Source organism: Hathewaya proteolytica DSM 3090 (assembly GCF_900142225.1).
GTDB classification, from domain to species: domain Bacteria; phylum Bacillota; class Clostridia; order Clostridiales; family Clostridiaceae; genus Hathewaya; species Hathewaya proteolytica.
The window spans coordinates 198,751-222,867 of record NZ_FRAD01000003.1; the positions used below are offsets into that span (position 1 = coordinate 198,751).

Below are 24,117 nucleotides of genomic sequence, written 5' to 3' on the forward strand. Positions count from 1 at the left end.
TTTTGTTTTAAAAGAGAATAAACGAATTTAAATAATAAAGCAGCTATGGTGTCTCCTTAGCTGCTTTATTTATACTTTATATTACATACTGCGTCTTGCCACTGCCCCTTCTACTATTAGCATCTCAAGTTCCATTTTACTATCCACAGAAGTAGACTTCATCCTCTTTTCACATTGCAAACATTTTTCTATCATGTAACAAAGGTATTTTTCACTAAAAGCCCCACATTGATTTGCCAGTATCTGGCACCTAAACTGATGCATCTTCAAATCCATTTCAATTTGTTCTTTTTTTATACCCTTATCAATTCTGCATTTTACCTTCAATAAGTCGTCGTATTGTTTCTCCATCATCCTCAAAATCATAGTAGCTTTTTCACCTCTAAACATCAATTCGTTTAAAGTATCTATGGCTTTTTTTATGTTATTTTCAGCTACATAGGAAGTTAAGTTGAATATATCGCTTTCATTTTTAGAAGGCAAAAGATTTATTATATCTTCTTTTGTGATTTTTCGACCATTTGTATAAGAGCATAATTTGTGAACCTCTCTCTCGATGATGTCAAAATTGCTTTCTACTTGGTTGCAAAATAAAGTCAACTCAGTTTTTTCTATTATACCACCATTTTGTTCAAATATGTCCTTCACCTGAATACACATATCTGCTGTTCTAAGCTTATCCACTTTTACCACCACGGCACCGTGTTTCTCTAGACGTTTCAATATAGATGATGGCTTTTCCCTATTACTTTTAAAGATATAATATAGTAGGAGAACAGTATATGGGGGCATGTTTCCTATGTACTTTTCTAGATACTTAGAAATAGAGTTGCCACCCTCACCTTCTTTGCTGTCTTTATCTGCAAGGAAATCAGCCCTGTATATCTCCACCACCTTCATAGGACTCATTAAGGGCATAGTTTCACAGGAATTCAATATTTCATCCTCAGTTACCTTAATCCCATCTAACCTTATATAGTTAAATTCGTCAATTTGGTTTTGCAGATATTCCTTCTTAATAACATTTATATTTTTTTTTATTAAATTCTCATCGCTACCACAAAAAACAAACACCTTTCCAATTTTATCTTCACCCTTGTTGTTCTTTGTCTTAAATAAATTATAAAACTCTTTTTGATTAAGCAAAGCAATTCCACCTTTTTTAAAAGATTATTACATAATTCTCATAAAACCTAAGAAGCAAAGACAAATGCCTGTGGCTCTTACCAACTTTATTTTGTCATCCTTACACTTTAAGTAAACATACACCATGCATATTATTATCACTATTTCCCAATAACTAAAATAGATCTCTAAGGAAAAAATATGGTGCAAAAAGTTCTTTACTCCATCGGTTAGGGCAAACACTGCCCTTATAACACAACTTATTATACCATTTAAATAGCTTGTGTTAAACACCACCATAAATATTAAGCCCAAAAGAGTCAAAAAGGAATACAAGGGTACGAGAATCATATTGCTGACTAAAAAGCCTATGTTTATACTTTTGTTCATAATGGAAAGTATAATAAAAGTCATGCTCATACTAGCTAAGGATAAGCTCACAGATTCATTTATCCTCTTTGGCAAAAAGTACAATTTTCTTTGTAATATTCTGTAAAATACAATTATCCCCAATACAGATGAATATGACAATATAAATCCTAAATTAAAAGCACACCACGGCTTTATACACAAAATAATAATGGCTGATAAACTAAGTGCATTTATACTGCGGTAGTTCTTATAGATTTTTCTCCCAATTTTTGATGTTGCTATCATAATAAAAGCCCTCATAGTAGACGGCCTACTCCCAGTTAAAATTACGTATAAATAGCCCATAGTGCATTGAAGGGCTATTGATGGAATAAGAGCTAAAGCTGAAAAAAGTATGTTCATATGTAGTCCTGACACACTGATTATGTGTACTATTCCAAGCTGACTTAATTGTTCCTTATATGTATCTTCTATAAACCTTGTATCTCCATAGGCTAAAGACATCATAACTCCCGCAGACTCTTCACCAATGCTGATTTTGAACTCATTGTATATCTTGTCTTTGAGATTGTAAATATTGTATGAGTTGTTCACTTTTTCGCTTTCAATTTTACTACACTTAATTTCCCCTACAGTACCATATTCATATTGCGGTTTTTCGGTAAAAGTACCATGAATGCATACATTGCTGCCAACCATTACCTCCTCTCCAATTCCACTTAGATTTATCAATTTCCCCTTGTAGCTACAAACTCCATAGTAGGATTTTGGATTCTTTGATACGATTTTTGCCACAATGGGCCCTTTACCTGGCAAGCCTTGTGTGAAATAGAATAGCACAAATACGTACCCTATAATTGAAACAATAATCATAAGGATCCAGGAAGTTTTACTCTGGCTTAAAAAGACAATAAGAAAATAAGATGTGGAGTAAACCACACCTATGATAATATTTATCTTAAATGATATAAAACACATCATACCCATAAATAAGGCAATACAACAAATTGTAAGTGGACCTGTAATCTCACAGTTTATTTCTTCTAATTTCATAATATCCTCTTTAAAAACAAAATATTTCTACTTATTCATTGAAATTATTGCCCATCTTCTCTTATTATAATCACATAGTTAGCTATTATATTTTTTATTTATTATCTTTACCCTTTGGCCTTAAAGTTCCTATAAAATTTTTCCCGTTGGTGTAAAACCCAGATGCACTTAATCCAATTACAAGGCCCTTTAAAAATTTTTGTCCATACATCACTTCACTAGAGAAAATGAAACAGAAGATTATCCCAAAGGTCAAAGAAACCAAGGAAGCAAATCTACTTTTAAGACCAGCTTCCTTTAACACATTAACAATAGCGGTTATAATTGGTATAAACATCATCTCAACTTCAGTTAAAGAAAACATACGCATCACTCCTCATATTTTAATTTATGCGAAGAAAGCGTATGTTGTGATAATAATCTACATTATTTGACATCTCTGTTTTACTTCTTAAATAAGGGATTTATAATTATAAGAAGAAATATTAAAATCTGTTGCAGTATTAAAACTGTGTCTTTACAATGGAACTGTCGTTGAAAAAATATGGCTATTAAATATATGGTGACACTTAAAATAAAACTTCCTTTTAAAGGTGACCTTTGTATCTTATCATAGCTTCTTTTTTCTGTAACATTCTTTTTGCACTTTAGTATAGTTATAAATCCACTAATTATAGTGGATACTGATATCAGAAATAACATCCAGCTATCGTTGAAAATCAGCCTATCTTTAAGAAAAAAGTTGGCAATTATGGGCACAGTAATCATAATAGCATTGAAATACCCGTTGTAAATAAGCTCTTTGTAAGTATTCAATAGTTTACTATTTTCAGACATCAAATTGTATAGTGAAAGAATGGATATGTCCTCCATGTATATGTCACTTAGCTTTTTCACCACACCACTTACATCCTTTCCATAGGAAATGCATATATCTCCCTGAGTAAAATGTGGTACTGATGTAAGTTTAGATGCAATGACAGCCACCATTCCTCTATTCTTTTTGTGTTCATTTATTATTTTTATTTTTTGGTCCTCAGAAAGATTGGCAAACATTATCTCGTGATTCTCAACATTGTTTTGTTCTTCTTCTGTCATGAACTTCAGTTCCACCCCAGAGTATACTTTATTGTATCCCTGTAAAAATCCTATTTGCTTTCCAAACCATTGAGAAGACAACTGATTTTCATCTGCAAACACCACCACATCAATACCCCTGCTAGCAGCAAAGCTGCTAATATTATAAGTATCTTTTTTTACTGGACTTTCACAACCTGCTAAACCCACAAGGACAAGATTGCTTTGTATATTCTCTTTTAAAGAAGGCTTATAATTAAAATTTCTATAGGCAACAGCCATTACTTCTGCTCCTGATGTTAAGATATGATAAGCCATTTCCTTTACTCTATCCAATTGTTCGCCTTTTAACTCCACCTCTATGTCATTCCTTAATAAGTGGGTGCATCTACCTATAACGTTATCAAAGGGCCCTATAGAACTAGCCCTAAAACGTTTGTCCACACTATTTACACAAGTACTGATCAATATCTCACCATCCACAGGAACATCTAGGACACGGCTATTTTTTTTCCTTTTTTCATTAATGTCTTTCCAGGTTTCTTGTACAAATTTTAAAAAAGCTATTTCTTTTTTATCACCATAGTATTCTCCAGTTTCTTCTTTGTATAAAGCATTGTTGCATAAAAGAGTTGTCTCTAAAAATCTTTTAATAGCATAGCTATTTTCTGAATTTATGCTATCACCTTGAACCTTGCTATTTCCATAATATTTATCAACATGAAAATTTCTTCCCACAGTTTTTTTCAGTAGCATATTGTCCACTGCTATGAGATTTATATTGTACTCATCCTCCGTTAAAACGCCTTGTTTAGCCATAAAAACACTTTGAAGATTACTAAGTTTCTCCAATACAGAAATGTTGTTAATATAAATCTTTTTCCTATTACAATGCTTTAAGAAAACCATCAAAAGTAAAAGCGCCTCTACTACAGCAACCACTGGTAAAGTTGAAATCCAAATTTGCTCCATGGTACTAACAATAAATTCATTGTTTTTACCCATAGCCATACCAATTATAAATACTGCAACAGATAAAAGGGTGGCTACTATGGAAAATCTATTTAAAGCCTTTTTTAAAATCTTAAACATCCCTTTGTTACTATGTTCATTTTTATTTTGAAATCTAATTAGGTTGCCCACTTCTGTATCCATGCCAACAGATACCACCACTCCAACAGCCTCTCCCTCCACAATAATGGAGGATTTGAACAGCATATTGCTAGCTTCCTCAACATTTACTTCTCTTTTACTTATTTTAGCTGAAAATTTTTCACATATATAATTTTTCCCAGTCACAGACATTTCATTTACCTTTAAATTCTCGCATTGAATAATTCGTATATCTGCCGGAACATACATGTTTTTCCTCAGTAATGTTATATCTCCAACCACCAATTGATTTACAGATACAGTGATGTAATTCCCTTCTCTTAGCACATCCACATTATTAGAATTTAGTATTTCCACAGCTAGGGATTTTTTTTCATTTTTTTTTTTATAATATATAAACACTGTAATAATAAACAAAAACGTAATTATTAAAAATATTATTGCATATTTAGATCTATTTACAAAATAAAAACACACCAATAACACAATAATAATACTCCAAGAGCTGGCCATTTCTTCCATTATAATTCTAAACATGCTCTTGGGTTGTGATACTATTATCTTATTCTCACCGTACAACTCTCTATTTTTCTCTAAATTCTCCCTTGAAAGACCTGTTTTTATATCGGAATTCAGCCCTTGAACCACTTCAAAGGCTGAAATATTATACCACGGTTTCATATTTACCTCCTTAACTACCCCATTCACCTATGTGCAACTTTCAATTCCCTCTTTTAATTTTCGTGTCATTATTTTATTTCTTTATTAATTATTTCCGCGAAATCATCTCATTATTTTTATATATAAAAAAGACAGGTCACATATCATAAAATATGTATCGTAACCTGCCTTGCTATGTCACTATTTTTAAATAAATCTTTTAATAAACTTATAATACTATGGTGATACCAAATATAAAAATCTGGCGGGAATATGTGGGAATCGAACCCACCCATCGTGGTCTTAGCACGAAAACACGGTTTTGAAGACCGGTAGGCACACCAGCACCTATCTACTCCCTCAATCCTTAAAAAGTATATCACATAATTCTACATAAATCAACAAAAAATTTGTGTATTTAATAGATTTTCTCACAAAAAATAAGTGTACCTAAATTTTAATACAAAACTCTGTCGTTTTCTACTCTCTTAGTTATCTTACAACTATCCATATGCTCTAAGATCGCCACCACATTTTTTCTATTTGTGTTTAACAGTTCCCTTGCCGTAGGAGTAGATATTATTTTATTTTCCTTAATATATGTTATAATTATGTCCTTCGCTTCCAGATAATATTCACTTAAAAGCACACAATCTTCATTTAATCTTATAAGATCATTGTTGGACAATAGCATATCATAAACCATTTTAAAAGTTTTCTTATCCGATTCTATTTTGCTAAGCTCTTCATACTTTCCAGGATTAAATCTTCCCTCTTGGAAGAATTTTATAATCTTATCTTTCATTCTTTGCTGTTCTCTATTTAGATTTACAGTAAAACCATATTTAAAAACGAAATCCTGGCTAAAATCCACTACCGCTTGTTCTCTTAGGGTATTTAAAAGCTCATCATATATTTTTTGCTTCATATTTTTTGAGAAAATTTTATTTTTAAATTCTTCTTTGCTAACACCAATCTTTAGAGGATTTTGTTTGTGATAATCCAATAAATATTTATCTATTTCCAAGGATTTGTTTTCAAAATATTTTCTATGCAAATAGCAAGTATTGTCCATTGCCTGAATTTTCAATATGGATCCTTGACCTATTAACTCTTCTAGTATAGAATTTATATTTTCTTCTCCCTTTCCAAGTTCCTTTGATATCATGGCCTCATCAGGGAATTTTTCGCTAATATTTAGTAAAACCTTCTCTACAATACCGTTGGTTTCACCGCTTTCTTTTATTGTGAGCTCTTCTATAAAATCCTTGTCGTATCTTTTTACTTTTTTAGAAACTGGATTTACAATACTGCCACCACCTATTGTTATCATAGGAGAATAGCTTCTAATTACGAATCTGTCGTTTCTTTGACAGGTAAGGCAGCTTTCTAGTCTAAGTTGGGCAAAACACTCCTCTCCTGGCTGAAGCTCTTCTCTGTCCAAAAGCACAACCCTGCAAAGTATTTCCTCTGTGCCATGATACAACCTAACTCTCTGCCTATTTACAAAAGGCTTATCCATGCTCTTTATGTAGTATAATTTGCAATCTACTACCATGGATGGCTCCATAATTCCCTTTTCTGCTATAACACACCCTCTTTTTACTTCAGACAGCTTCACATTGGCTAAATTAATTGCACATCTCTGACCTGTATAAGCAGTATCTTTGCTCTCACCATGAACTTGTATGCTCCTTACCTTTGTTATCACCTTAGAAGGATATATCTCTATCTCTTGGCCCAGTTGAACACTTCCTCCTATTATTGTCCCTGTGATTACAGTACCAAAACCGCTTACGGTAAATGCCCTATCCACCGGCAACCTAAAATGAGCATATTGTTCTTTGCCCTCTATATTTTCAGTAAATTTATCAATGTCCTTAATTAAATCATCTAAGCCCTCTTTTGTTTTTGAAGATACCTTATGTATTGGCGCATCCTTTAGGAATGTATCCTTTAGATACTCCCTTACATCTTCCTCTACCACCTCTAGCCATTCTTTATCCACCATATCCTTTTTAGTCAGCACCACAATGCCTCTCTTAACCTTTAAAAGCTGTAGAATCTCTAGATGTTCTTTTGTTTGAGGCATAATACCCTCATCTGCCGCTATTACCATAAGTACCAAGTCTATGCCACTTATACCAGCTAGCATATTTTTTATAAACTTTTCATGGCCAGGTACGTCAATTATCCCAGCTCTTCTTTTAGAGGGAAGATCGAAAAAAGTAAAGCCCAAATTGATGGAAATTCCCCTTTGCTTTTCTTCATTTAAAGTGTCTGTTTCATGGCCTGTAAGTGCACGTATTAAGGAAGTTTTACCGTGATCAATGTGACCTGCTGTTCCAATAATGACATTTTTCATAATCTCACTCCTTAATTAGTTGACTGTATTTTAACCATGGCGCTGACAACAGTGTCGAATTCGCTCTTTTTCATGGTTCTAACATCGAAAATAATGCTGTTATCGAATATTCTAGCTACGATTGGAGTATTGTATTCTCTCAATTCTCTCTCTATTTTCTCCGAAGAAATATGAGGCGCCCTAACCTTAACAACTAAAGTTTCTATCTTTTCAGTAGGCATAGAACCGCCCCCCACCATGGAGTAATCTTTTTCTATGGAAATTTCAAAATCCTTCAACTTATCCTCTAATTTCTCTAAAAGTACATTGCACTTCTCTTCAATTACAGATTTGTCTGCTAAAAGCATATTGATAGTAGGAATATTTTCTATGGCATCTTTTTCATCCAGATAATAACTAAGCGTTGCCTCAAGAGCTGCCAAAGTCATTTTATCTATTCTAAGAGCCCTAGTTAGTTGGTTCTTTTTCATAGCATCTATATATTTTTTTCTTCCAATTATGATACCAGCTTGTGGTCCTCCAAGCATTTTGTCTCCGCTGAAGGAAATAACATCAACACCAGCTTCAACACTAGCTTGTATAGTAGGCTCATATGTAAATCCATACTTACTAAAGTCTATAAGGACACCGCTTCCAATATCCTCTACCACAGGTATGTTGTGCTGATGGCCTATTTTTACCATTTCCTCAAGAGATACGCTTTCCGTAAATCCCAATACTCTATAATTTGATGTATGTACTTTTAAAAGCACTCCTGTTTCGCTAGTAATAGCATTTTCATAATCGAACTCATGAGTCCTATTGGTAGTTCCAACTTCCACTAGTTTAGCACCACTGTAAGTCATAACTTCCGGGATACGGAAAGAGCCTCCTATTTCAACTAATTCACCCCTAGAAACAATTGCTTCTTTGTTTTTGCTCATGGTATCAAGTACAAGCATAACAGCTGCAGCATTGTTATTTACCACCATGGCTGCTTCAGCACCTGTTATTTCAGCTATTATTTTTTCAACATGGGTATATCTAGAACCTCTTTTACCATTATCTAAATCAAACTCTAGATTGTTATAGTTCTCAGCTACATTGCACACTGCTTCCACCGCTTTTTTACACAAAATAGATCTTCCAAGATTAGTGTGAATAACTGTTCCCGTGGCATTTATGACTCTTCTCAAGTTCCCTTCCTCATACCGCTCTAATAATAGCAAAGATTCTCTTATAATATCCTCTTTTGTAAAATCTTCTATTTTTTCATTTATTATCTTGTTTCTGAAAATATCTATGGTTTCCCTAAGAGATTTAACAACAAGAATTCTTCTGCTCTCAGTTAATATATTTTTAATGCTCTTTTCTTCTAATAACTGATCTATCTTTGGCAACTTTCTTAACAATTCTTTTTTCATCTTTTTCTCCTTGCATTCCGTGGCAATTACTCTACAATTATGTAATGATCCTTCTTAGCAACTACCTCTCCAATAATTGACGATTTTATTTCTAGTGTGTTCAATTCTCTCATAACCTTTTGTGCCTCTTCCATAGAAAGGGATATAAGAAGCCCTCCGGATGTCTGCGGATCAAATAAAAGATCCTCTATCCACTGAGGCTGATTAATTAAATTAAATTTACCTTCCAGATATTTTTTATTATTGTATGTCCCTTGGGGTACAAGACCCATGTCAGCATATTCCTTTACGCCATTAATGTGTGGAAGTTTGTTGCCATACAATTTAAAAGTCATCTGTGAACCATGTGCCATTTCGTAACAATGTCCCATTATACCGAAACCAGTTATATCTGTACAAGCATTCACATTGTAATTTGTTATTATTTCTCCAGCATATTTATTTAAAGTGCTCATAACCTTCACAGCTTCATCAAATGCCTCTTTGGATGCTAGGCCTGCTTTTATGGCTGTGTTAACTATGCCGCTACCCAAGGGTTTTGTCAGTATAAGAACATCCCCTTCTTTAGAGCCGTAATTCTTAAATATTTTATCTGGATGCACAGTTCCCATTACAGAAAGTCCATATTTAGGCTCGTCATCAGAAACTGAATGCCCCCCAATTACAACGGCACCAGATTCTATTACTTTATCTGCACCACCCTTTAAAATCTCACCTAGAATGTCTATATCAAGGCAATTTGGGAAACAAACTATGTTAAGCGCTAAACTAGGCTTTCCTCCCATGGCATATACATCGCTCAAGGAATTTGCTGCTGCTATCTGTCCAAAAGTATATGGATCATCTACTACAGGAGTAAAAAAATCTAGGGTTTGTATAACAGCCAAATCCTCTGTAAGTTTGTACACGGCAGCATCATCAGAGGTTTCAATACCCACAAGTAAATTTTCATTGCTCATCTTTGGTAATTTATCTAATATTTTCGAAAGGGTCTCCGGCCCGATTTTCGCGGCTCACCCAGATGTTTTCGATAATTGAGTTAATCTTTTATTCATTAGTATACCTCCCCCATTTATATCTTCTATAAACTCATTTTATAATATTAATCATTTTGTGTCTACTAAATGTATGAACTTAGCTAAGGTTTTTTCCCCAATACCTGACACATTTTTCAAATCCTCAGGACTTTGGAAGTTACCACTTTCACTTCGGTATTGTATGATAGCCTCTGCCTTAACTTCTCCTACACCAGGAAGCTTCATTAATTCCTCCTTTGAAGCTAAGTTTATATTAACCTTATCACTTTTTGAATTATTATTTGCTACACCACCCTTAGACTGAGTTATGTTGCCCTGTATTTGTGCCAATTCCATGTTCTCTTTTTCGCCAACTTTGTAAACGTAAATTATTTCTTCATCCTGTAATTTGTGAGCTAATGATATTCTTATTAAATCTGCATCTTCCTTAAGTCCGCCGGATAATTTGACCAGATCATCTACTCTATCACCCTCTTTTATTTCATAGACACCAGGTTTTTCAACAGCTCCCTTTAGTTCAACTTTCATTGCTGATGGTGACTCCATCTCTTGCGTAGAATCCACTGCCACAGTAGACTTTCCGGATTGCACCCTATTGTCCTTAGAGGCCTCGTATATCGTCTCCGAGCTTTCCATACTATCATTATTATTTTTAACTCCATTTTTAACTGAAAAATTTCCTTCATTATTATTTAAAAAATATCCAACGCCAAATAATACAATCAACAACCCTATTACTATAATATATTTTCCATATGCTTTTAAATCCTCTAACTTCACATTGTTCACCCTTTCTATATGAATAATCCATGTATTCAATATTATTGACATATTTGTCAATTTTCTATCGTACTTTTTGAAGTTTTTTGATATAATAAAGTTATTACTTATTAAAATCAGCAAAATATATTAGGAGGGCTATAAGTGAAAAGTATAAAAAAAGTGTATTTTGTCTTATTATTATTTGTTTCAACTTTAATTGTAAACTGCGGAATTGCATATGCATCACCATCCTATACTGCCAAAGTAACTGCAGATGGTGCCATTCTAATAGATGCTACTTCTGGAGATATATTATACGAAAAAAACAGCAATGTAAGTTTTCCCCCTGCATCTACCACAAAAATCATGACTGCTCTACTTACTTTGGAAAACTGCAAAGATCTTAAAGAAAAAGTAAAAATAACAAAAGAAGCTGAGTCTATAGACGGCTCTAAAATTTATATATTTAAAGATGAAGAAATAACTGTGGAGGATTTATTGTATGCTCTTTTACTCTCTTCTGCCAATGACTGCGCCTATGCTCTAGCAGTTCATATAGGAGGAACATACGAAAACTTTATTTCCATGATGAACAAAAGGGCCAGCCAATTAGGATGTAAAAATACTAACTTTATAAACCCACATGGATTATACAATGAAAACCATAAAAGCTCAGCTGCGGACCTTTCGCTAATAATGAAGGAGCTCATAAAGCACCAAAAGTACATAGAAATCTCTTCAACACCAAGTTATAATATGAATATTACAAATAAATGTAATAAAACAAGACCTCTATGGAATGGCAACAAAGCCATCCACAAATTTGATTCCAAGCATTATAAATACACAAAAGCCTCAAAAACCGGTTACACCACTCAATCTCAGCATTCTTACGTATCCTATGCTGAAAAAGATGGCCAAAAATTTATTGTAGCCCTAACCCACGATAAAGATAAAAACTTTTACAATGACTCAAAAACATTATTTGATTTTGCCTTTGATAATTACCATACAACAAAGTTGTTCAATAAAGGACAAGTGATAAAAGAAACAAGCTTAAACAACACACCAATGAAACTTCTAGCAAAAGGGGATCTATACATTACAAGGTCTAAAAATGCAAGTGGCGATCCTATTATAAAAGATATTTCATTTGACACCAAAAACATTGCCTCAAAAGTTATAAAGAAAAATGATTTTATTTGTACGGGCACAGTGACTGTAGATGGAAGAAATGTGGACTTTGAAATTGTCAGTGATAGGGATTATACCCCACCTAAACAATTACAAGTTCCCTCAAAAAGCTCCCATAGTATTTTATCTAGTATCTTAAAGTATGTTTTTATACTTTTAAAATACGTATTACTGGCATTCATTGTATTTATAATTGCAAGAGGATTGGTGAAAAAATATAAGAGAGCCAAGTTAAGACAGCTTGCAGTTCAAAACCGCAGAAATAACTATATGTCAAGAAAAAAAGATGAGTAAGTACATTGTGCAATGTACTTATTCATCTTTTTATTTTAATTTTTCTATGAGACTTTCAATATCACAAGGAAGCTTGCTATTAATCACTAGGGTTTCCCTAGTTGCCGGCTGTTTTAAGCACAATTTATATGCATGAAGAGCTTGCCTATTAATTAAATCGCAATCCTCTCCCGTGCCATAAAGTGCATCGCCTATTATAGGATGACCTATATGGTCCATATGGACCCTTATTTGATGAGTTCTTCCCGTTTCAAGCTTCAATTCCACCAAGGAGGCATTATTGTCATACTCCTCTATTACCTCATAGTGAGTTATGGCTCTCTTTCCCTCTTGCATAACTTGACGCTTTATACTGTCTTCACTTTCTCTCCCAATAGGGGCATCAATAATGCCCTTTTTATCTTGGAGTATTCCATGAACCACTGCCCTATATATTTTGTCAATGCCGTTTTCAGCCATATCCTTTGCAAGAGTCATGTGGCTATATTGATTTTTTGCGATTATGACAAGTCCGGAAGTATCCATATCTAGTCTGCTCACAAGTCTGACAATGCAATTTTCTCCATTATCAATAAAATACTTTATTACTCCATTGGATAATGTATCTTTCTGGTGAGACTTTGTGGGGTGAACCACCATAAAGGGTGGCTTATTTATTATAATTATGTCTTTATCCTCATATGCCACATCTAAATCCATATATACAGGTTCAATATCTTGTTTTTCTTCTCTTACAAGATTTATTACAATTTCATCCCCAGTATTTACTCTATGATTTAATTTAACCACCTGGCCATTTGAAAAAATTCTTCCTTCCATGCCAGCTTTAGTTATCATCCTTCCAGATAAACCGATCTCATACCTCAAGTAATCTCTTATCTTCTTGTTGTCTACACCAGCTACGGTATAAGTTAAAATGTTTTCCATTTATAAATATGCAATGGCTTCAATTTCTATAAGGGCATCCTTAGGAAGCTTTGCCACTTGAACACACGATCTTGCCGGTGCCTCTTCTTTAAAAAAAGTACCATAAACTTCATTTACATCTCCAAACATGCTAATATCCTTTAAGAATATAGTGGTTTTTACCACGTTGTTCAAAGAAGCTCCTTTAGCCTTTAAAATGGCCTCAACATTTTTCATAGATAGCTCTGTAGCTCTTCTAATATCTTTTGTCTCAAGTTCACCTGTAGCTGGATTTACTGGAAGCTGGCCTGATGTAAATATGATGCTTCCTGCCTTTATTCCCTGTGAGTATGGTCCAATAGCACCTGGTGCTAATTCAGTTGATATTATTTCTTTCATAACAAATTCCTCCAATTTATAATTATATATATATATATCTTATCATTATCAAATTGAATTTTGTAGTTCTATTTTAAATATCTATGGTTAAGTATTAAATAATTTCTCGCCTTTATAGTTTCAGGGTGAAGAAGATGACCATTTTTTATAACGTATAACATGGTCTGCTCAAGGGCCTTTATTACGGCCTCATCTAAGTTGTCCCTGCTTAAATCTCTCAGTTCGTCCACACCACTGTACTTTCTATTTTCCTCAATACAATCAGCAAGATAAATTATTTTGTCCAAATTTGTCATGTTGGCTTTGCCAGTGGTATGACATCTTACGGCCTCCAAAACCTCTTCATCATGAACACCCATTAAATTTTTCGCAATTATTGCTGCACAAACACCATGCATAATATCTGGCATATGCCTAATAATCTCATCTAATTTAATGTGCTCACTATGCAAAATATCAAATATTTCTTCTTTAGATAAATACTTGGCACAGTCGTGAAGAAGTGAAGCTAACCGCGCCTTTTCTTTGTTAACTCCATATATTTCACTTAATTCTTCAGCGGCTTTCACCACACCATAAGTATGTATATACCTATTTTCTTTAAGATTATCTCTCAAATATTTGTCTATTTTATCTTCGCTCCACATTTTATCCTCCATCAAAATATAAATATCTACACTTTCAATATAAATGTATACACTATAATCAATTTTAACCTTCAGATGAAGTTAAAACTCCACCTAAAGGTTATAATTCTGTTTATACAGCTGACTTTTTCGGATAAATTCCTCCACACCACAGGGTACAAGATAGCTAATGTTCTCATTTTTATTTAATTTTTCTCTTATTAGGGTGGAAGATATCTCTAATATAGGCGTTTCAAGCAATAAAATATTGCTATTGTATTTGTCCATAATATGTTTTCTATGTTCTGACATTTTAATATAATTAATTTCATTTCTACCAAACACAACCACAGTACAATTTCGCAAAATATATTGTGCATTGGCCCACTTTTCAATATCAAAAAAACTATCTTCTCCTATTATAAGGTGGAGTTGCAAATCTGAAGTTGATTTTTTAAAATACTCTATGGTCTCATAAGTGTAGCTTCTACTTTCTTTTTTTATTTCATAATCGCTAACAGTAAACTTACTTTCGTCCTTTACAGCAGCTTTTACCATATCATAACGAATACCACTTTCCGTGATCAAATTTCTTGACTTGTGCGGAGGATTGCCTGCTGGAATAAATATAACTTCATGAAGGCATAGTCTATATAAAGCCTCGTAAGCTATGCTCATATGCCCATTGTGTATGGGATCAAATGTGCCCCCAAATAAACCTACTTTTTTCATAGCATCACATCCTATATTGGAAACTTATATTTCAATTTTAGGCTTCTTTTGTGATTTTCTGTATATGACGATTTTATTTCCTATTATCTGAACTCCTTCACATTTAAGTTCATCACAAAGTATTTCACTTGCCTCTCTAGCAGTGAGACCACTGTTTTCTAATACTTTTACTTTTATCAGCTCTCTAGCTTCAAGAGCGCTATCAATTTGACATATAAAATTCTCTTCTATACCCAGCTTTCCAACCTGGAATATTGGTTCCATAGTATTGGCTAAAGCCCTTAATGTAGCTCTTTGTTTAGATGTTATCATCTTTCCCTCCTAAATAATGTACTCAAATTCAAAATCATTTACTCTTATCATATCGCCTTGTTTAACTCCAAGCTCCTTCAGTTCATCCAGTATTCCCTTGTTTCTTAGCACCTTGTGGAAATACCTAAGAGAATCTGCATCATTGACATTTACAGCTTGAAGCAATCTATCAACGAAGGACCCAGAAATAATAAATAAACCTTCATTTGAAGAATCAATTTCATAAGTAAATGATTTTTGCTCTTCAATAAATCTATCTTCCTCATCAATCTCGAGTTCCTCAATTGGTATAGTGGATAATAATTGTGCACAAGCTTTCATAATATCCTCCACACCTTGACCCGTTGCTGCAGACATCTTAAATACTTTGTCATATCCCATTTCCTTAACTTTTGCTTCAAAGTCATAAAAGGTTCCATCATCATATATAAGATCTGCTTTATTTGCCACAATGATTTGAGGTCTTTTTGAAAGTTTTTCACTGTATTTTTTTAATTCATCATTTATTTTAATTACGTCCTCAATGGGATCTCGTCCCTCAAGTCCAGATAAATCCACCACATGAATAAGAACCCTTGTTCTCTCTACGTGCTTTAAAAATTCTATTCCAAGGCCTACACCTTCTGCCGCACCTTCTATAAGTCCTGGTATATCAGCTATTACAAAGCTCTCTATGCCCTTCATATCTACAACGCCAAGGTTAGGCTTTAATGTTGTAAAATGGTAGTTGGCTATCTTTGGTCTGGCCTTTGATACCACAGATAATAAAGTGGATTTTCCCACATTAGGGAAGCCAATAAGTCCAACATCCGCCAATAATTTAAGTTCAAGCTTTATGTATCTCTCTTCACCTGGCATACCTGGCTCTGCAAACTCTGGAGCTTGCCTTGTAGGTGTTGCAAATTTCGCATTTCCTTTTCCGCCTTTTCCACCACGAACTACAACACACTGATCACCATGGTGGGCAAGGTCTGCCATAATTTTGTTTGTATCGTAATCTATTACAACTGTTCCTGTAGGAACTTTTATTATAACATTTTGGCCATCTTTACCATAGCATTTTGAACCTGATCCGTTCTCGCCTCTTTCTGCCACATACTTTTTCTTATATGTAAAGTCCATTAGGGTTGTCATATCGTTGGTAGCCACAAGTATAACCGAACCACCCTTGCCGCCATCTCCACCGTCTGGGCCTCCTAAAGCAACATACTTTTCTCGTCTAAAATGTATAGAGCCATCTCCACCGTCACCTGATTTAACAAATATCCGCGCTTTATCAATAAACATAACTTCACTCACCTTTATGTATAATCTATAATTATATTATTGCCTTTTATAGATTAATTACTCAAACAATACCCTACTTTTAAAAAAAGCACCCATTATCTTGGGTGCTTTCATTATAATCTACTCAGCTACTTCTTCAACTAGTTCCACTTCAACTGGGTAAACGCTTGCTTTTTTCTTATCTTTTCCAAGTCTTTCGAATTTTAATATTCCATCAACCTTTGCATACAAGGTATCATCTCCACCAATGCCTACGTTAAGACCTGGATGAATTTTTGTTCCTCTCTGTCTTACAAGGATGTTTCCAGCAAGAACAAACTGACCATCAGCACGCTTAGCACCTAGTCTTTTTGATTCACTATCTCTACCGTTTTTTGAGCTACCTACTCCTTTTTTATGAGCAAATAACTGAAGGTTCATCAATAACATGGTATTACACCTCCTCTTTAACTACCTTTATGTAATCACCGTACAATATTTTTAAATTTTCCATTCCTAACAACATGGTTTGCATAAGAACTTGGGCTTTAATTATATCCTCTTTAGAACTATCTTTAAAACTCATTCTCATAAACCCGTCATCATCTTTAATTTCATATTCAGGCTTGATAGATAAAACATCTGTTATACCATTTAAAAAGGTATAACCAAGTGTAGAAACTGCACTACACACAATATCATGGCCACATTCAGCATAACCTGCGTGTCCCGATATCTGAAAACCTAATATTTTATCTTCTCTCTTAAAAAACTTTGCAGTAATCATATATATTATGCTTCGATTTTTTCAATCTGAAGTTTAGTATACATCTGTCTGTGTCCATTTTTCTTTCTGAAGTCTTTTTTAGGTTTGTATTTGAATACTATAACCTTTTTTGCTTTTCCCTGCTCTAAAACTTTAGCAACGACTTTAGCACCTTCAACAACAGGTTTTCCTAATACTAAGCCATCTTCCTTGCCTACTGCTAAAACCTCGTTTAATTCAACAGAAGTTTCAACTTCAGCGTTCAGTTTTTCAACGAATATTACGTCTCCCTCCTGAACTTTATACTGCTTACCACCAGTTGCAATTATTGCGTACATACGAAAGCACCTCCTCTATCCAATCTCGCCACTTAGGTACATTTTTACAAATGATTTAAACCATTGTGTGCGGCCTACAAAAGCCATTGTATCACATAATAATGGTTGTTGTAAAGATTTTTTTATTTTTTCATTCAATATTCTTGAGAATTCTAAAATCTTCTATAGAGTTATTGTATTCCACTGAAACTTTGCATCCACAGCTCTTTATGTATTCATTTATATCATGAATAAATTCTGGAAAGCAGCTTTCATAAATACTTGGAATTTCTAAGGTTATATTGTCCTTAGCTTCATAGTCTTCAAATATAAGCCTGTTTTTTATAAGAAACATAAGGTATTCTGCTTTAAGTAAATTCACGGAACAAAGCTTATTTTCAAATCTGCAATTAAGGTGTTCAAACAAACTTTTTCCTCGGCGCTCTCTAGTTATATTTAGAAGTGACAATTCGTTAAATTCTTTTACCTCTACCTTGTTTCTATCCATGTAAAAACCATTTTTTATTGTCCTTACAATTTCTTCTTTATTTAATTGGGTATCTGTATTTATAAAATCCACTATGATGATACCACTTAAATTTCTGCTCATTATAATCTTTGGGATAAACTCCGCACATTCCATGTTCACAGCGTGATTGCTTTTTCCATGGTGACACCCAGAATTTATGTCTATTACAGTGAGTGCTTCTTTTCTATCCACCACTATTTCAGCCCCTGAAGGTAAACATATCCTGCGATTTCCAAACCTTAGAATCATATTCTCCAAATTGTATTTATAAAATAGGGGATAGACTTCATCCATCTTCAAGTTAATATTTTTCTTTATATTTTTAGGTAAAGTAAGAAGTTTATTTTCTATAACCTCATAAACAGTTTTGTCATTTACAATTACATTGTATTCTTCCCCTTGATGAATTTCCGAAAAAACTTCCCCCACTATACCTGGCCCCTCATATATTAACCCCACATTCAAACTGTATTTTTCTTTTCTCAATACACTGTGAAATTTTTCTAATAGCTTTTCATATTCTAAGGTAACTTCTTCTTTTGAAGCTTTCTCGGAATTCTTTCTGAAAACAAGGTCTATATTTTTATCCACATAAAAATCTTCATAGCTTTCCCGAAATTCTTTTTTTCTTATTTTTTTTGAAAACAGCTTTTTACCTTTTCCTCGACTTACCACCACTAGGTTTCCACCTATGGTGATCTTAGAAGTACACACAGCACCCTTGTTTCCAATCTGCTCTTTAAGAATTTCAACCACCAGGTTTTCACCTATTTTAAATGCTTTGTGAGCTTTATTTTTTGGCAAATAGCAGCTCTTTTCACTGCCAATATTTACATAATATCCGCCCATAAGGTTTGCTTCATTTTCAATTCTACCTAAATATATACTTCCAACCATGGGTTCACTTAAATTTTCACTTATATAGAACCTGCTAATATCACTTTCCATATTAATTTCTGCTATTCTAAGGTATTCAGCAGTCTTTTCAACATAAATAGTATACATTTTCTCACCACTTGTATGTATTATTGGTTTTTACCATAGGCACTTTTAAAATACTCTCCAAGAGGAATATATTTTTCATCCTTCAAAACATATAGTTCTTCCCTCTTTATATCTATGAATTCGTGACTATCTATTCCTTCTACCTCTCTTATGATAAGCTGGCTTAGCAATTGAGGAGATAAGTTTTCTCTAGAGCCACAGCTAACAAGTGCTCTTATAACAAGTTTATTATCCTTTTCCCAATACTTTATTTCCTTGACATATTTTCGGATGTTCACCACTTTTTCGCTATTTTTAGTGGTTTTAAGAATCTCCCAATTTCCATTGTCTATAAGAGAGTCCATGGATTTTATAGTATTTTCTTTGTCCTTAAGTGCAAAGGAAATAGTGTATAGAGCCCCATCGATAGCTGCCATAGACTGCATAATCTTTCGACCCTCTACCTTGTATAACTTCACAGCTTCAAGAAACTTTACACCCATAGGAGAATTTTCATTTAGAACTCTTATGATCTCATCTTCATCAATTTCTGTATTCATTATAAGATCCAAGTATTCACCCTCAGAATACACTCCCACAGCAAGAGGCTGTGCGATGGATAGGGAAATATGGGGATTGTAACCCTTAGAGTATTCTACATCTATGCCAGACCTACGTATGACTCTGTGAATAGTCCTCATAAGATCAAGATGTGATATAAACTTTATGCTACTATGCTTTGTGTATTTGATTAAATATCGCACCTTCAAAACACTTCCCTTCTTTAAAACTTTTATTTACTCCACAGTTAACACATTGTTGTCTACAATCAGGAGTAACCTCTCCATTTTTAGCCTTTTCGTTTTCCTTTATAAGAAACTCCTTTGTAACTCCAATATCTATAAAATCCCATGGAAGGATTTCATCGTATGAACGATTCCTATATGCATAAAATTCTGGGTCCACTCCACACTCTTTAAATGCTTCTTGCCAGATTTCATAATCGAAATATTCATGCCAGCCATCAAATTTAGCACCCTTTTCGTGTGCCTTTATTATGACATCACATATTCTTCTATCGCCTCTCGCTATTACTGCCTCCATAAAGCTTACAGGTGATTCATGCCAATTATATGATATGGCCTTGCTTTTAATATTTCTTTTAAGATCTCCGATTTTTAACTGCACATCTTCCATCCTGTCCTGAGCAGCCCACTGAAATGGTGTAAAAGGCTTTGGAACGAAAATGGCAGAGCTAATAGTAACCCTTAAACCTTTTTTTCTCACATTTTTAGGAACCTTAAAGTATTCCTCCACAACCTTTTGTCCAAGGTCTGCAATACCTAAAACGTCTTCTCTAGTTTCATATGGAAGTCCCACCATGAAATAAAGCTTTATAGTAGCCCAGCCCTGAGTAAAAGCTGTATGAACTGAATTTATAAGATCCTCTTCAGAAACACCTTTGTTTATGATGTCCCTCATTCTCTGAGTTCCCGCTTCTGGTGCCAGAGTAAGTCCTGTTTTCCTTACCTTCTGTATCTCATTTAAAACATCTACAAATAAAGAGTCTATTCTTATTGATGGAAGAGATACACCCACCTTTTCGCTGCCATATTTTTCAGTAAGCTGCTTTATTAATTCCTGTATATTGGAATAGTCACATATACTCAAAGAAATTAAAGATACATCATCGTAGCCCGTGGCCTTTATTAGTTTACCTGCCTGCTCTACCAAGGTCTCTGTGGACTTCTCTCTAACAGGCCTATATATCATGCCAGCCTGACAAAAACGGCATCCTCTTGTACATCCTCTAAAAGCTTCTAAAGTAACTCTGTCATGGACAATTTCCGTATATGGAACAAGCAATTTATCTGGGAAATCAACCTTATCAAGCTTGGATATAATACGTTTTTTTATCTTTTCAGGCACATCACTATACCTAGGTTTGAAAGATTTTATGGTATTGTCCTCATGATACTCCACATCATATAAAGAAGGAACATAGATTCCAGGTATTTTAGCTGCTTCTCTTAAGAACCAAGCTTTATCCTGATTTTCATCTCTATATTTATTGTACAAATCCAAAACATCATTCAATTCCTCTTCACCCTCACCTAAGGCAAAGAAATCTGCAATCTTATACAAAGGTTCTGGATTATATGCACATGGACCTCCAAAGAACACAAGGGGATCGTTTTCTCCTCTTTGCTCTGATAAAATTGGAATTCCTGCCATGGTAAGCATGTTTAACACATTAGTGTAACTCATTTCATATTGCAATGTAAATGCAATAATATTAAAATCCTTAAGACTGTCCTTTGTCTCAAGAGTAAACAAAGGAATATTATTTTCCCTTAACTCTTTTTCCATATCAGGCCAAGGCGCATAGCACCTTTCGCAAAAAGTGTCCTCTCGTTGATTCAATGTATGATAAAGAATTTTACTTCCCAAATGTGACATGCCTACTTCATACACATCAGGGAAACAAAAAGCAAATCTTATACTCACATTATCTATATCTTTCATAATGGAATTAAATTCTCCACCTGTGTATCTAGCTGGTTTTTCCACTCTAGACAATATACTATCAGTAATTTTATTCATCACTTCGCCTCCTCCAGTTTACATTATTTTATTGTATCATATTATGGAGTTTTTACAAATTATTTTTTGAAAATGCAAAGACAAAGAAAAAGACTGTGGAAGGAATTCGCCACCACAGCCTACTACAAATTAATATATTCTTCAAAGGTAAGATCACCTTTTTCTTTTAACGTCTCCAATACATCTCCTTCAAAAACAATATCCAGCACACACAGCTCATCATTTAGAACATAAAAAACATTGTACTTGCTTTTATCAATTAAGTTCAATGTGCTCAAAAGACTTTTTTTGTAATGAATAGCAATAACCCTTGTTTCCATATAACCCTTTTTAATAAAGCCTGTTCTTTTCTTCATTAGGTCACTCATAATTATATATTGAATTCTCTCCTTTTCTTTTATAGCTCCATAAATTATAAATATGGCTATACTCCCTACACTAAGACTCAAGGAAACCTTACCTCTATAATATGCATAAAAGTACATGAAACTTAAGAGCATTCCCACCATTATGCTCACATTCAAAGCTATTTCACAAGCATGTTTATATACATATCTTTTATTAAGTAGTATTCTTAGTATCCTGCCACCATCCAAAGGGAATGCCGGAATTATGTTTATAAAACCCAAAGTCCAATTACAAAGGGCCATATCATAAAATAAGGGTAGCTTATTTATTTTATATAGCACAATAAAAATTGTGCATAGAATTATATTGCTCATGGGTCCTGCAACAGTTATTAAATATTCTTCCATAGCTGTAGCAGTATCTAAATCCCTTATATTTAACACTGCACCAAAGGGCATAACCTGCATATTTAAATTTTTAAAACTGAGAAGCCTCCCCACTATATAATGAATGCATTCGTGTATAGTAACAAAAATTAGAGACAATAAAAACATAGTCTTTATTTTGAAAAAAAGCACAATAGGAAGATAAATAAATATAATTTTAACTAGAATTTCTATAGTATTGTCCTTCCTTTCATATTCATATTACTCTTGTGTAAACTCTATATAAGTATATTGAATATCAGTTCATATTATTACTTTAAATTTTTTCCGCAAAAAAGAGATACCCATAAAACATGGAGTACCTCTTCTTTTAAAAATTAAATCTTAAATGCTAAACCGTTCGTTGTGCATTCCCACATTGAGCACAAGTCCAAGGGATATAAAGTTTGTAAGAAGGGAACTACCGCCATAACTGAAGAATGGCAAGGTGATCCCTGTTACAGGCATTAAACTTATGTTCATGCCTATGTTTTGTATCAAAGAAAAAAGAAGGTATGACACAACCCCTATGGTTATGACACTGCCCATTATATCCCTGGAATTACTAGCTATTTTTATAGCTCTGTATATCACAAGCCCATACAAAAACATCAGCATAACAATGCCCAAAAATCCCCACTGCTCACCATAGGCAGCTATTATGCAATCTGTGTGGGCCTCAGGCACGTAGGCAACTTGGGTTCCCTTCATGAAACCACTGCCAAATAATTCTCCCGAGCCTATGGCAATTAAAGCTTGCATTACTTGATAGCCAGAATCTTGCATGTACTTCTCTGGGTTAAGGAAAGAAATGAGCCTTGCCTTCCAGTGAGGCTGCATCAAATTCGAGAACCATACAACAGTTACTAAAAGCACCATACTAACCAAGCCCACATATATAACTTTTTTGTTTAGCCCAGCTGAATAAAAAATACCCAAGACGATAAAAAAGCAAACCAAAGTCATGCCCATATCAGGTTGCAAAACAATTAAAAGCATAGGAATAAAGCAATACATAGCTAATATAGAAAAATTCTTTAGGTTATTTACATTGCTCTCCATTTCCTCTAGTTTTTTTGCTAGAATGATGATGATAGCTACCTTAGCTAATTCGGCAGGTTGGATGGAAAATCCACCAATAAATATCCAACCTCTTGCACCCTTTACCACCCTTCCAAAAAACCTAGTATAAAGTAGCATGGCTACTGTAATCCAATAGAAAATATCTGCATAATTACATATTATTTTATAATCTATATTCATTACAAAAAATATGACAAATAAAGATAAGCAAAGCCATACTAGCTGTTTTTGAGCATTATCCCTACCTATAATGCTATATATACAAGCTATTCCTATTAAAACAATGGCAATTGTACACAAAAGTATGGGATAATCCACTCTCTTCCACGATTTCTTATCCATTTTAATAAACTCTAACATTAAAA

At 33.9% G+C, this 24,117-nt stretch carries 23 protein-coding genes and 1 tRNA gene; 1 reads left to right on the forward strand and 23 read right to left on the reverse strand.

Features of this window, described 5'->3' with window-relative positions; all coding sequences use genetic code 11:
* Nucleotides 1–81 precede the first annotated feature (81 nt).
* The 9 genes from holA to BUA73_RS01020 all read right to left on the reverse strand — a co-directional run bounded on the left by holA (nt 82) and on the right by BUA73_RS01020 (nt 10,985).
* Nucleotides 82–1,146 (reverse strand): DNA polymerase III subunit delta, encoded by a 1,065-nt coding sequence (gene holA, locus BUA73_RS00985; RefSeq protein WP_072901308.1) that lies wholly within the window; start codon nt 1,144–1,146, stop codon nt 82–84.
* Nucleotides 1,147–1,173: 27 nt separating this feature from the next.
* The gene (locus BUA73_RS00990) at nt 1,174–2,550 is read right to left on the reverse strand and encodes a ComEC/Rec2 family competence protein (RefSeq protein WP_072901310.1); all 1,377 of its coding nucleotides are present in this window, start codon (nt 2,548–2,550) and stop codon (nt 1,174–1,176) included.
* Between the two features lie 94 nt (nt 2,551–2,644).
* Nucleotides 2,645–2,914, reverse strand: a complete 270-nt coding sequence (locus BUA73_RS00995) for a hypothetical protein (protein WP_072901312.1) — start codon at nt 2,912–2,914, stop codon at nt 2,645–2,647.
* An 80-nt stretch (nt 2,915–2,994) separates the two neighbouring features.
* Entirely contained in the window at nt 2,995–5,421 is a 2,427-nt protein-coding gene (locus BUA73_RS01000) for a P-type ATPase actuator domain-containing protein (RefSeq protein WP_072901314.1), read from the reverse strand.
* A gap of 242 nt (nt 5,422–5,663) precedes the next feature.
* A tRNA-Sec gene (locus tag BUA73_RS13975) sits at nt 5,664–5,760 on the reverse strand.
* A gap of 97 nt (nt 5,761–5,857) precedes the next feature.
* On the reverse strand, nt 5,858–7,765 hold the full coding sequence (gene selB / locus BUA73_RS01005; protein ID WP_072901316.1) for a selenocysteine-specific translation elongation factor: 1,908 nt from the start codon (nt 7,763–7,765) through the stop codon (nt 5,858–5,860).
* 11 nt (nt 7,766–7,776) lie between these two features.
* On the reverse strand, nt 7,777–9,168 hold the full coding sequence (gene selA, locus BUA73_RS01010) for an L-seryl-tRNA(Sec) selenium transferase (RefSeq protein ID WP_072901319.1): 1,392 nt from the start codon (nt 9,166–9,168) through the stop codon (nt 7,777–7,779).
* 26 nt (nt 9,169–9,194) lie between these two features.
* Nucleotides 9,195–10,223 (reverse strand): selenide, water dikinase SelD, encoded by a 1,029-nt coding sequence (gene selD, locus BUA73_RS01015; protein ID WP_084671890.1) that lies wholly within the window; start codon nt 10,221–10,223, stop codon nt 9,195–9,197.
* Nucleotides 10,224–10,274: 51 nt separating this feature from the next.
* A complete protein-coding gene (locus tag BUA73_RS01020) occupies nt 10,275–10,985 on the reverse strand; it encodes a ComEA family DNA-binding protein (RefSeq protein WP_178139197.1) in 711 nt (236 codons plus the stop codon).
* Between the two features lie 144 nt (nt 10,986–11,129).
* On the opposite strand from BUA73_RS01020, the gene BUA73_RS01025 reads away from it, so the two are divergent.
* On the forward strand, nt 11,130–12,455 hold the full coding sequence (locus BUA73_RS01025) for a D-alanyl-D-alanine carboxypeptidase family protein (RefSeq protein WP_084671891.1): 1,326 nt from the start codon (nt 11,130–11,132) through the stop codon (nt 12,453–12,455).
* 30 nt (nt 12,456–12,485) lie between these two features.
* Here BUA73_RS01025 and BUA73_RS01030 read toward each other — a convergent pair whose 3' ends face one another.
* The 14 genes from BUA73_RS01030 to rodA form a co-directional block, all read right to left on the reverse strand.
* On the reverse strand, nt 12,486–13,382 hold the full coding sequence (locus BUA73_RS01030; RefSeq protein ID WP_072901326.1) for an RluA family pseudouridine synthase: 897 nt from the start codon (nt 13,380–13,382) through the stop codon (nt 12,486–12,488).
* Nucleotides 13,383–13,760 carry a RidA family protein gene (locus BUA73_RS01035; protein WP_072901329.1) on the reverse strand — a complete coding sequence of 126 codons (378 nt, stop codon included), beginning with the start codon at nt 13,758–13,760 and terminating at the stop codon, nt 13,383–13,385.
* A gap of 68 nt (nt 13,761–13,828) precedes the next feature.
* A complete protein-coding gene (gene yqeK / locus BUA73_RS01040; protein WP_072901331.1) occupies nt 13,829–14,407 on the reverse strand; it encodes a bis(5'-nucleosyl)-tetraphosphatase (symmetrical) YqeK in 579 nt (192 codons plus the stop codon).
* A 93-nt stretch (nt 14,408–14,500) separates the two neighbouring features.
* On the reverse strand, nt 14,501–15,118 hold the full coding sequence (gene nadD / locus BUA73_RS01045) for a nicotinate-nucleotide adenylyltransferase (protein ID WP_072901333.1): 618 nt from the start codon (nt 15,116–15,118) through the stop codon (nt 14,501–14,503).
* A 24-nt stretch (nt 15,119–15,142) separates the two neighbouring features.
* Nucleotides 15,143–15,430: a ribosome assembly RNA-binding protein YhbY gene (gene yhbY / locus BUA73_RS01050; protein WP_072901335.1), complete on the reverse strand. Its 288-nt coding sequence runs from the start codon at nt 15,428–15,430 to the stop codon at nt 15,143–15,145.
* Nucleotides 15,431–15,439: 9 nt separating this feature from the next.
* A complete protein-coding gene (gene obgE / locus BUA73_RS01055) occupies nt 15,440–16,717 on the reverse strand; it encodes a GTPase ObgE (RefSeq protein ID WP_072901338.1) in 1,278 nt (425 codons plus the stop codon).
* Nucleotides 16,718–16,837: 120 nt separating this feature from the next.
* Nucleotides 16,838–17,146 (reverse strand): 50S ribosomal protein L27, encoded by a 309-nt coding sequence (gene rpmA / locus BUA73_RS01060; RefSeq protein ID WP_072901340.1) that lies wholly within the window; start codon nt 17,144–17,146, stop codon nt 16,838–16,840.
* A gap of 4 nt (nt 17,147–17,150) precedes the next feature.
* A complete protein-coding gene (locus BUA73_RS01065) occupies nt 17,151–17,483 on the reverse strand; it encodes a ribosomal-processing cysteine protease Prp (protein ID WP_072901342.1) in 333 nt (110 codons plus the stop codon).
* Between the two features lie 5 nt (nt 17,484–17,488).
* A complete protein-coding gene (gene rplU / locus BUA73_RS01070) occupies nt 17,489–17,800 on the reverse strand; it encodes a 50S ribosomal protein L21 (RefSeq protein ID WP_072901344.1) in 312 nt (103 codons plus the stop codon).
* A gap of 130 nt (nt 17,801–17,930) precedes the next feature.
* Nucleotides 17,931–19,313, reverse strand: a complete 1,383-nt coding sequence (locus BUA73_RS01075) for a ribonuclease E/G (RefSeq protein ID WP_072901346.1) — start codon at nt 19,311–19,313, stop codon at nt 17,931–17,933.
* Nucleotides 19,314–19,333: 20 nt separating this feature from the next.
* Nucleotides 19,334–20,056 (reverse strand): TIGR03936 family radical SAM-associated protein, encoded by a 723-nt coding sequence (locus tag BUA73_RS01080; protein ID WP_084671909.1) that lies wholly within the window; start codon nt 20,054–20,056, stop codon nt 19,334–19,336.
* Nucleotides 20,025–21,896: a TIGR03960 family B12-binding radical SAM protein gene (locus tag BUA73_RS01085; protein ID WP_072901352.1), complete on the reverse strand. Its 1,872-nt coding sequence runs from the start codon at nt 21,894–21,896 to the stop codon at nt 20,025–20,027. Before BUA73_RS01085 ends, BUA73_RS01080 begins: the two co-directional genes overlap by 32 nt.
* A 122-nt stretch (nt 21,897–22,018) precedes the next feature.
* Nucleotides 22,019–22,798 (reverse strand): site-2 protease family protein, encoded by a 780-nt coding sequence (locus BUA73_RS01090; protein ID WP_072901355.1) that lies wholly within the window; start codon nt 22,796–22,798, stop codon nt 22,019–22,021.
* A 216-nt stretch (nt 22,799–23,014) separates the two neighbouring features.
* Complete coding sequence (gene rodA / locus BUA73_RS01095) at nt 23,015–24,112, reverse strand: rod shape-determining protein RodA (protein ID WP_072901359.1); 1,098 nt, start codon at nt 24,110–24,112, stop codon at nt 23,015–23,017.
* Nucleotides 24,113–24,117: the final 5 nt, after the last annotated feature.

Coding starts and splice junctions, on each gene's coding strand:
- BUA73_RS01075 (WP_072901346.1), bottom strand. CDS start 19,313: ATGTATACTATTTATGTTGAAAAGACTGCTGAATACCTTAGAATAGCA.
- BUA73_RS01030 (WP_072901326.1), bottom strand. CDS start 13,382: ATGGAAAACATTTTAACTTATACCGTAGCTGGTGTAGACAACAAGAAG.
- rpmA (WP_072901340.1), bottom strand. CDS start 17,146: ATGTTATTGATGAACCTTCAGTTATTTGCTCATAAAAAAGGAGTAGGT.
- BUA73_RS01090 (WP_072901355.1), bottom strand. CDS start 22,798: ATGTTTTTATTGTCTCTAATTTTTGTTACTATACACGAATGCATTCAT.
- yhbY (WP_072901335.1), bottom strand. CDS start 15,430: ATGATAACATCTAAACAAAGAGCTACATTAAGGGCTTTAGCCAATACT.
- BUA73_RS00995 (WP_072901312.1), bottom strand. CDS start 2,914: ATGTTTTCTTTAACTGAAGTTGAGATGATGTTTATACCAATTATAACC.
- selA (WP_072901319.1), bottom strand. CDS start 9,168: ATGAAAAAAGAATTGTTAAGAAAGTTGCCAAAGATAGATCAGTTATTA.
- BUA73_RS01035 (WP_072901329.1), bottom strand. CDS start 13,760: ATGAAAGAAATAATATCAACTGAATTAGCACCAGGTGCTATTGGACCA.
- BUA73_RS01085 (WP_072901352.1), bottom strand. CDS start 21,896: ATGAATAAAATTACTGATAGTATATTGTCTAGAGTGGAAAAACCAGCT.
- rodA (WP_072901359.1), bottom strand. CDS start 24,112: ATGTTAGAGTTTATTAAAATGGATAAGAAATCGTGGAAGAGAGTGGAT.
- BUA73_RS01065 (WP_072901342.1), bottom strand. CDS start 17,483: ATGATTACTGCAAAGTTTTTTAAGAGAGAAGATAAAATATTAGGTTTT.
- nadD (WP_072901333.1), bottom strand. CDS start 15,118: ATGAAAAAAGTAGGTTTATTTGGGGGCACATTTGATCCCATACACAAT.
- yqeK (WP_072901331.1), bottom strand. CDS start 14,407: ATGTGGAGCGAAGATAAAATAGACAAATATTTGAGAGATAATCTTAAA.
- BUA73_RS01000 (WP_072901314.1), bottom strand. CDS start 5,421: ATGAAACCGTGGTATAATATTTCAGCCTTTGAAGTGGTTCAAGGGCTG.
- BUA73_RS00990 (WP_072901310.1), bottom strand. CDS start 2,550: ATGAAATTAGAAGAAATAAACTGTGAGATTACAGGTCCACTTACAATT.
- rplU (WP_072901344.1), bottom strand. CDS start 17,800: ATGTACGCAATAATTGCAACTGGTGGTAAGCAGTATAAAGTTCAGGAG.
- selB (WP_072901316.1), bottom strand. CDS start 7,765: ATGAAAAATGTCATTATTGGAACAGCAGGTCACATTGATCACGGTAAA.
- obgE (WP_072901338.1), bottom strand. CDS start 16,717: ATGTTTATTGATAAAGCGCGGATATTTGTTAAATCAGGTGACGGTGGA.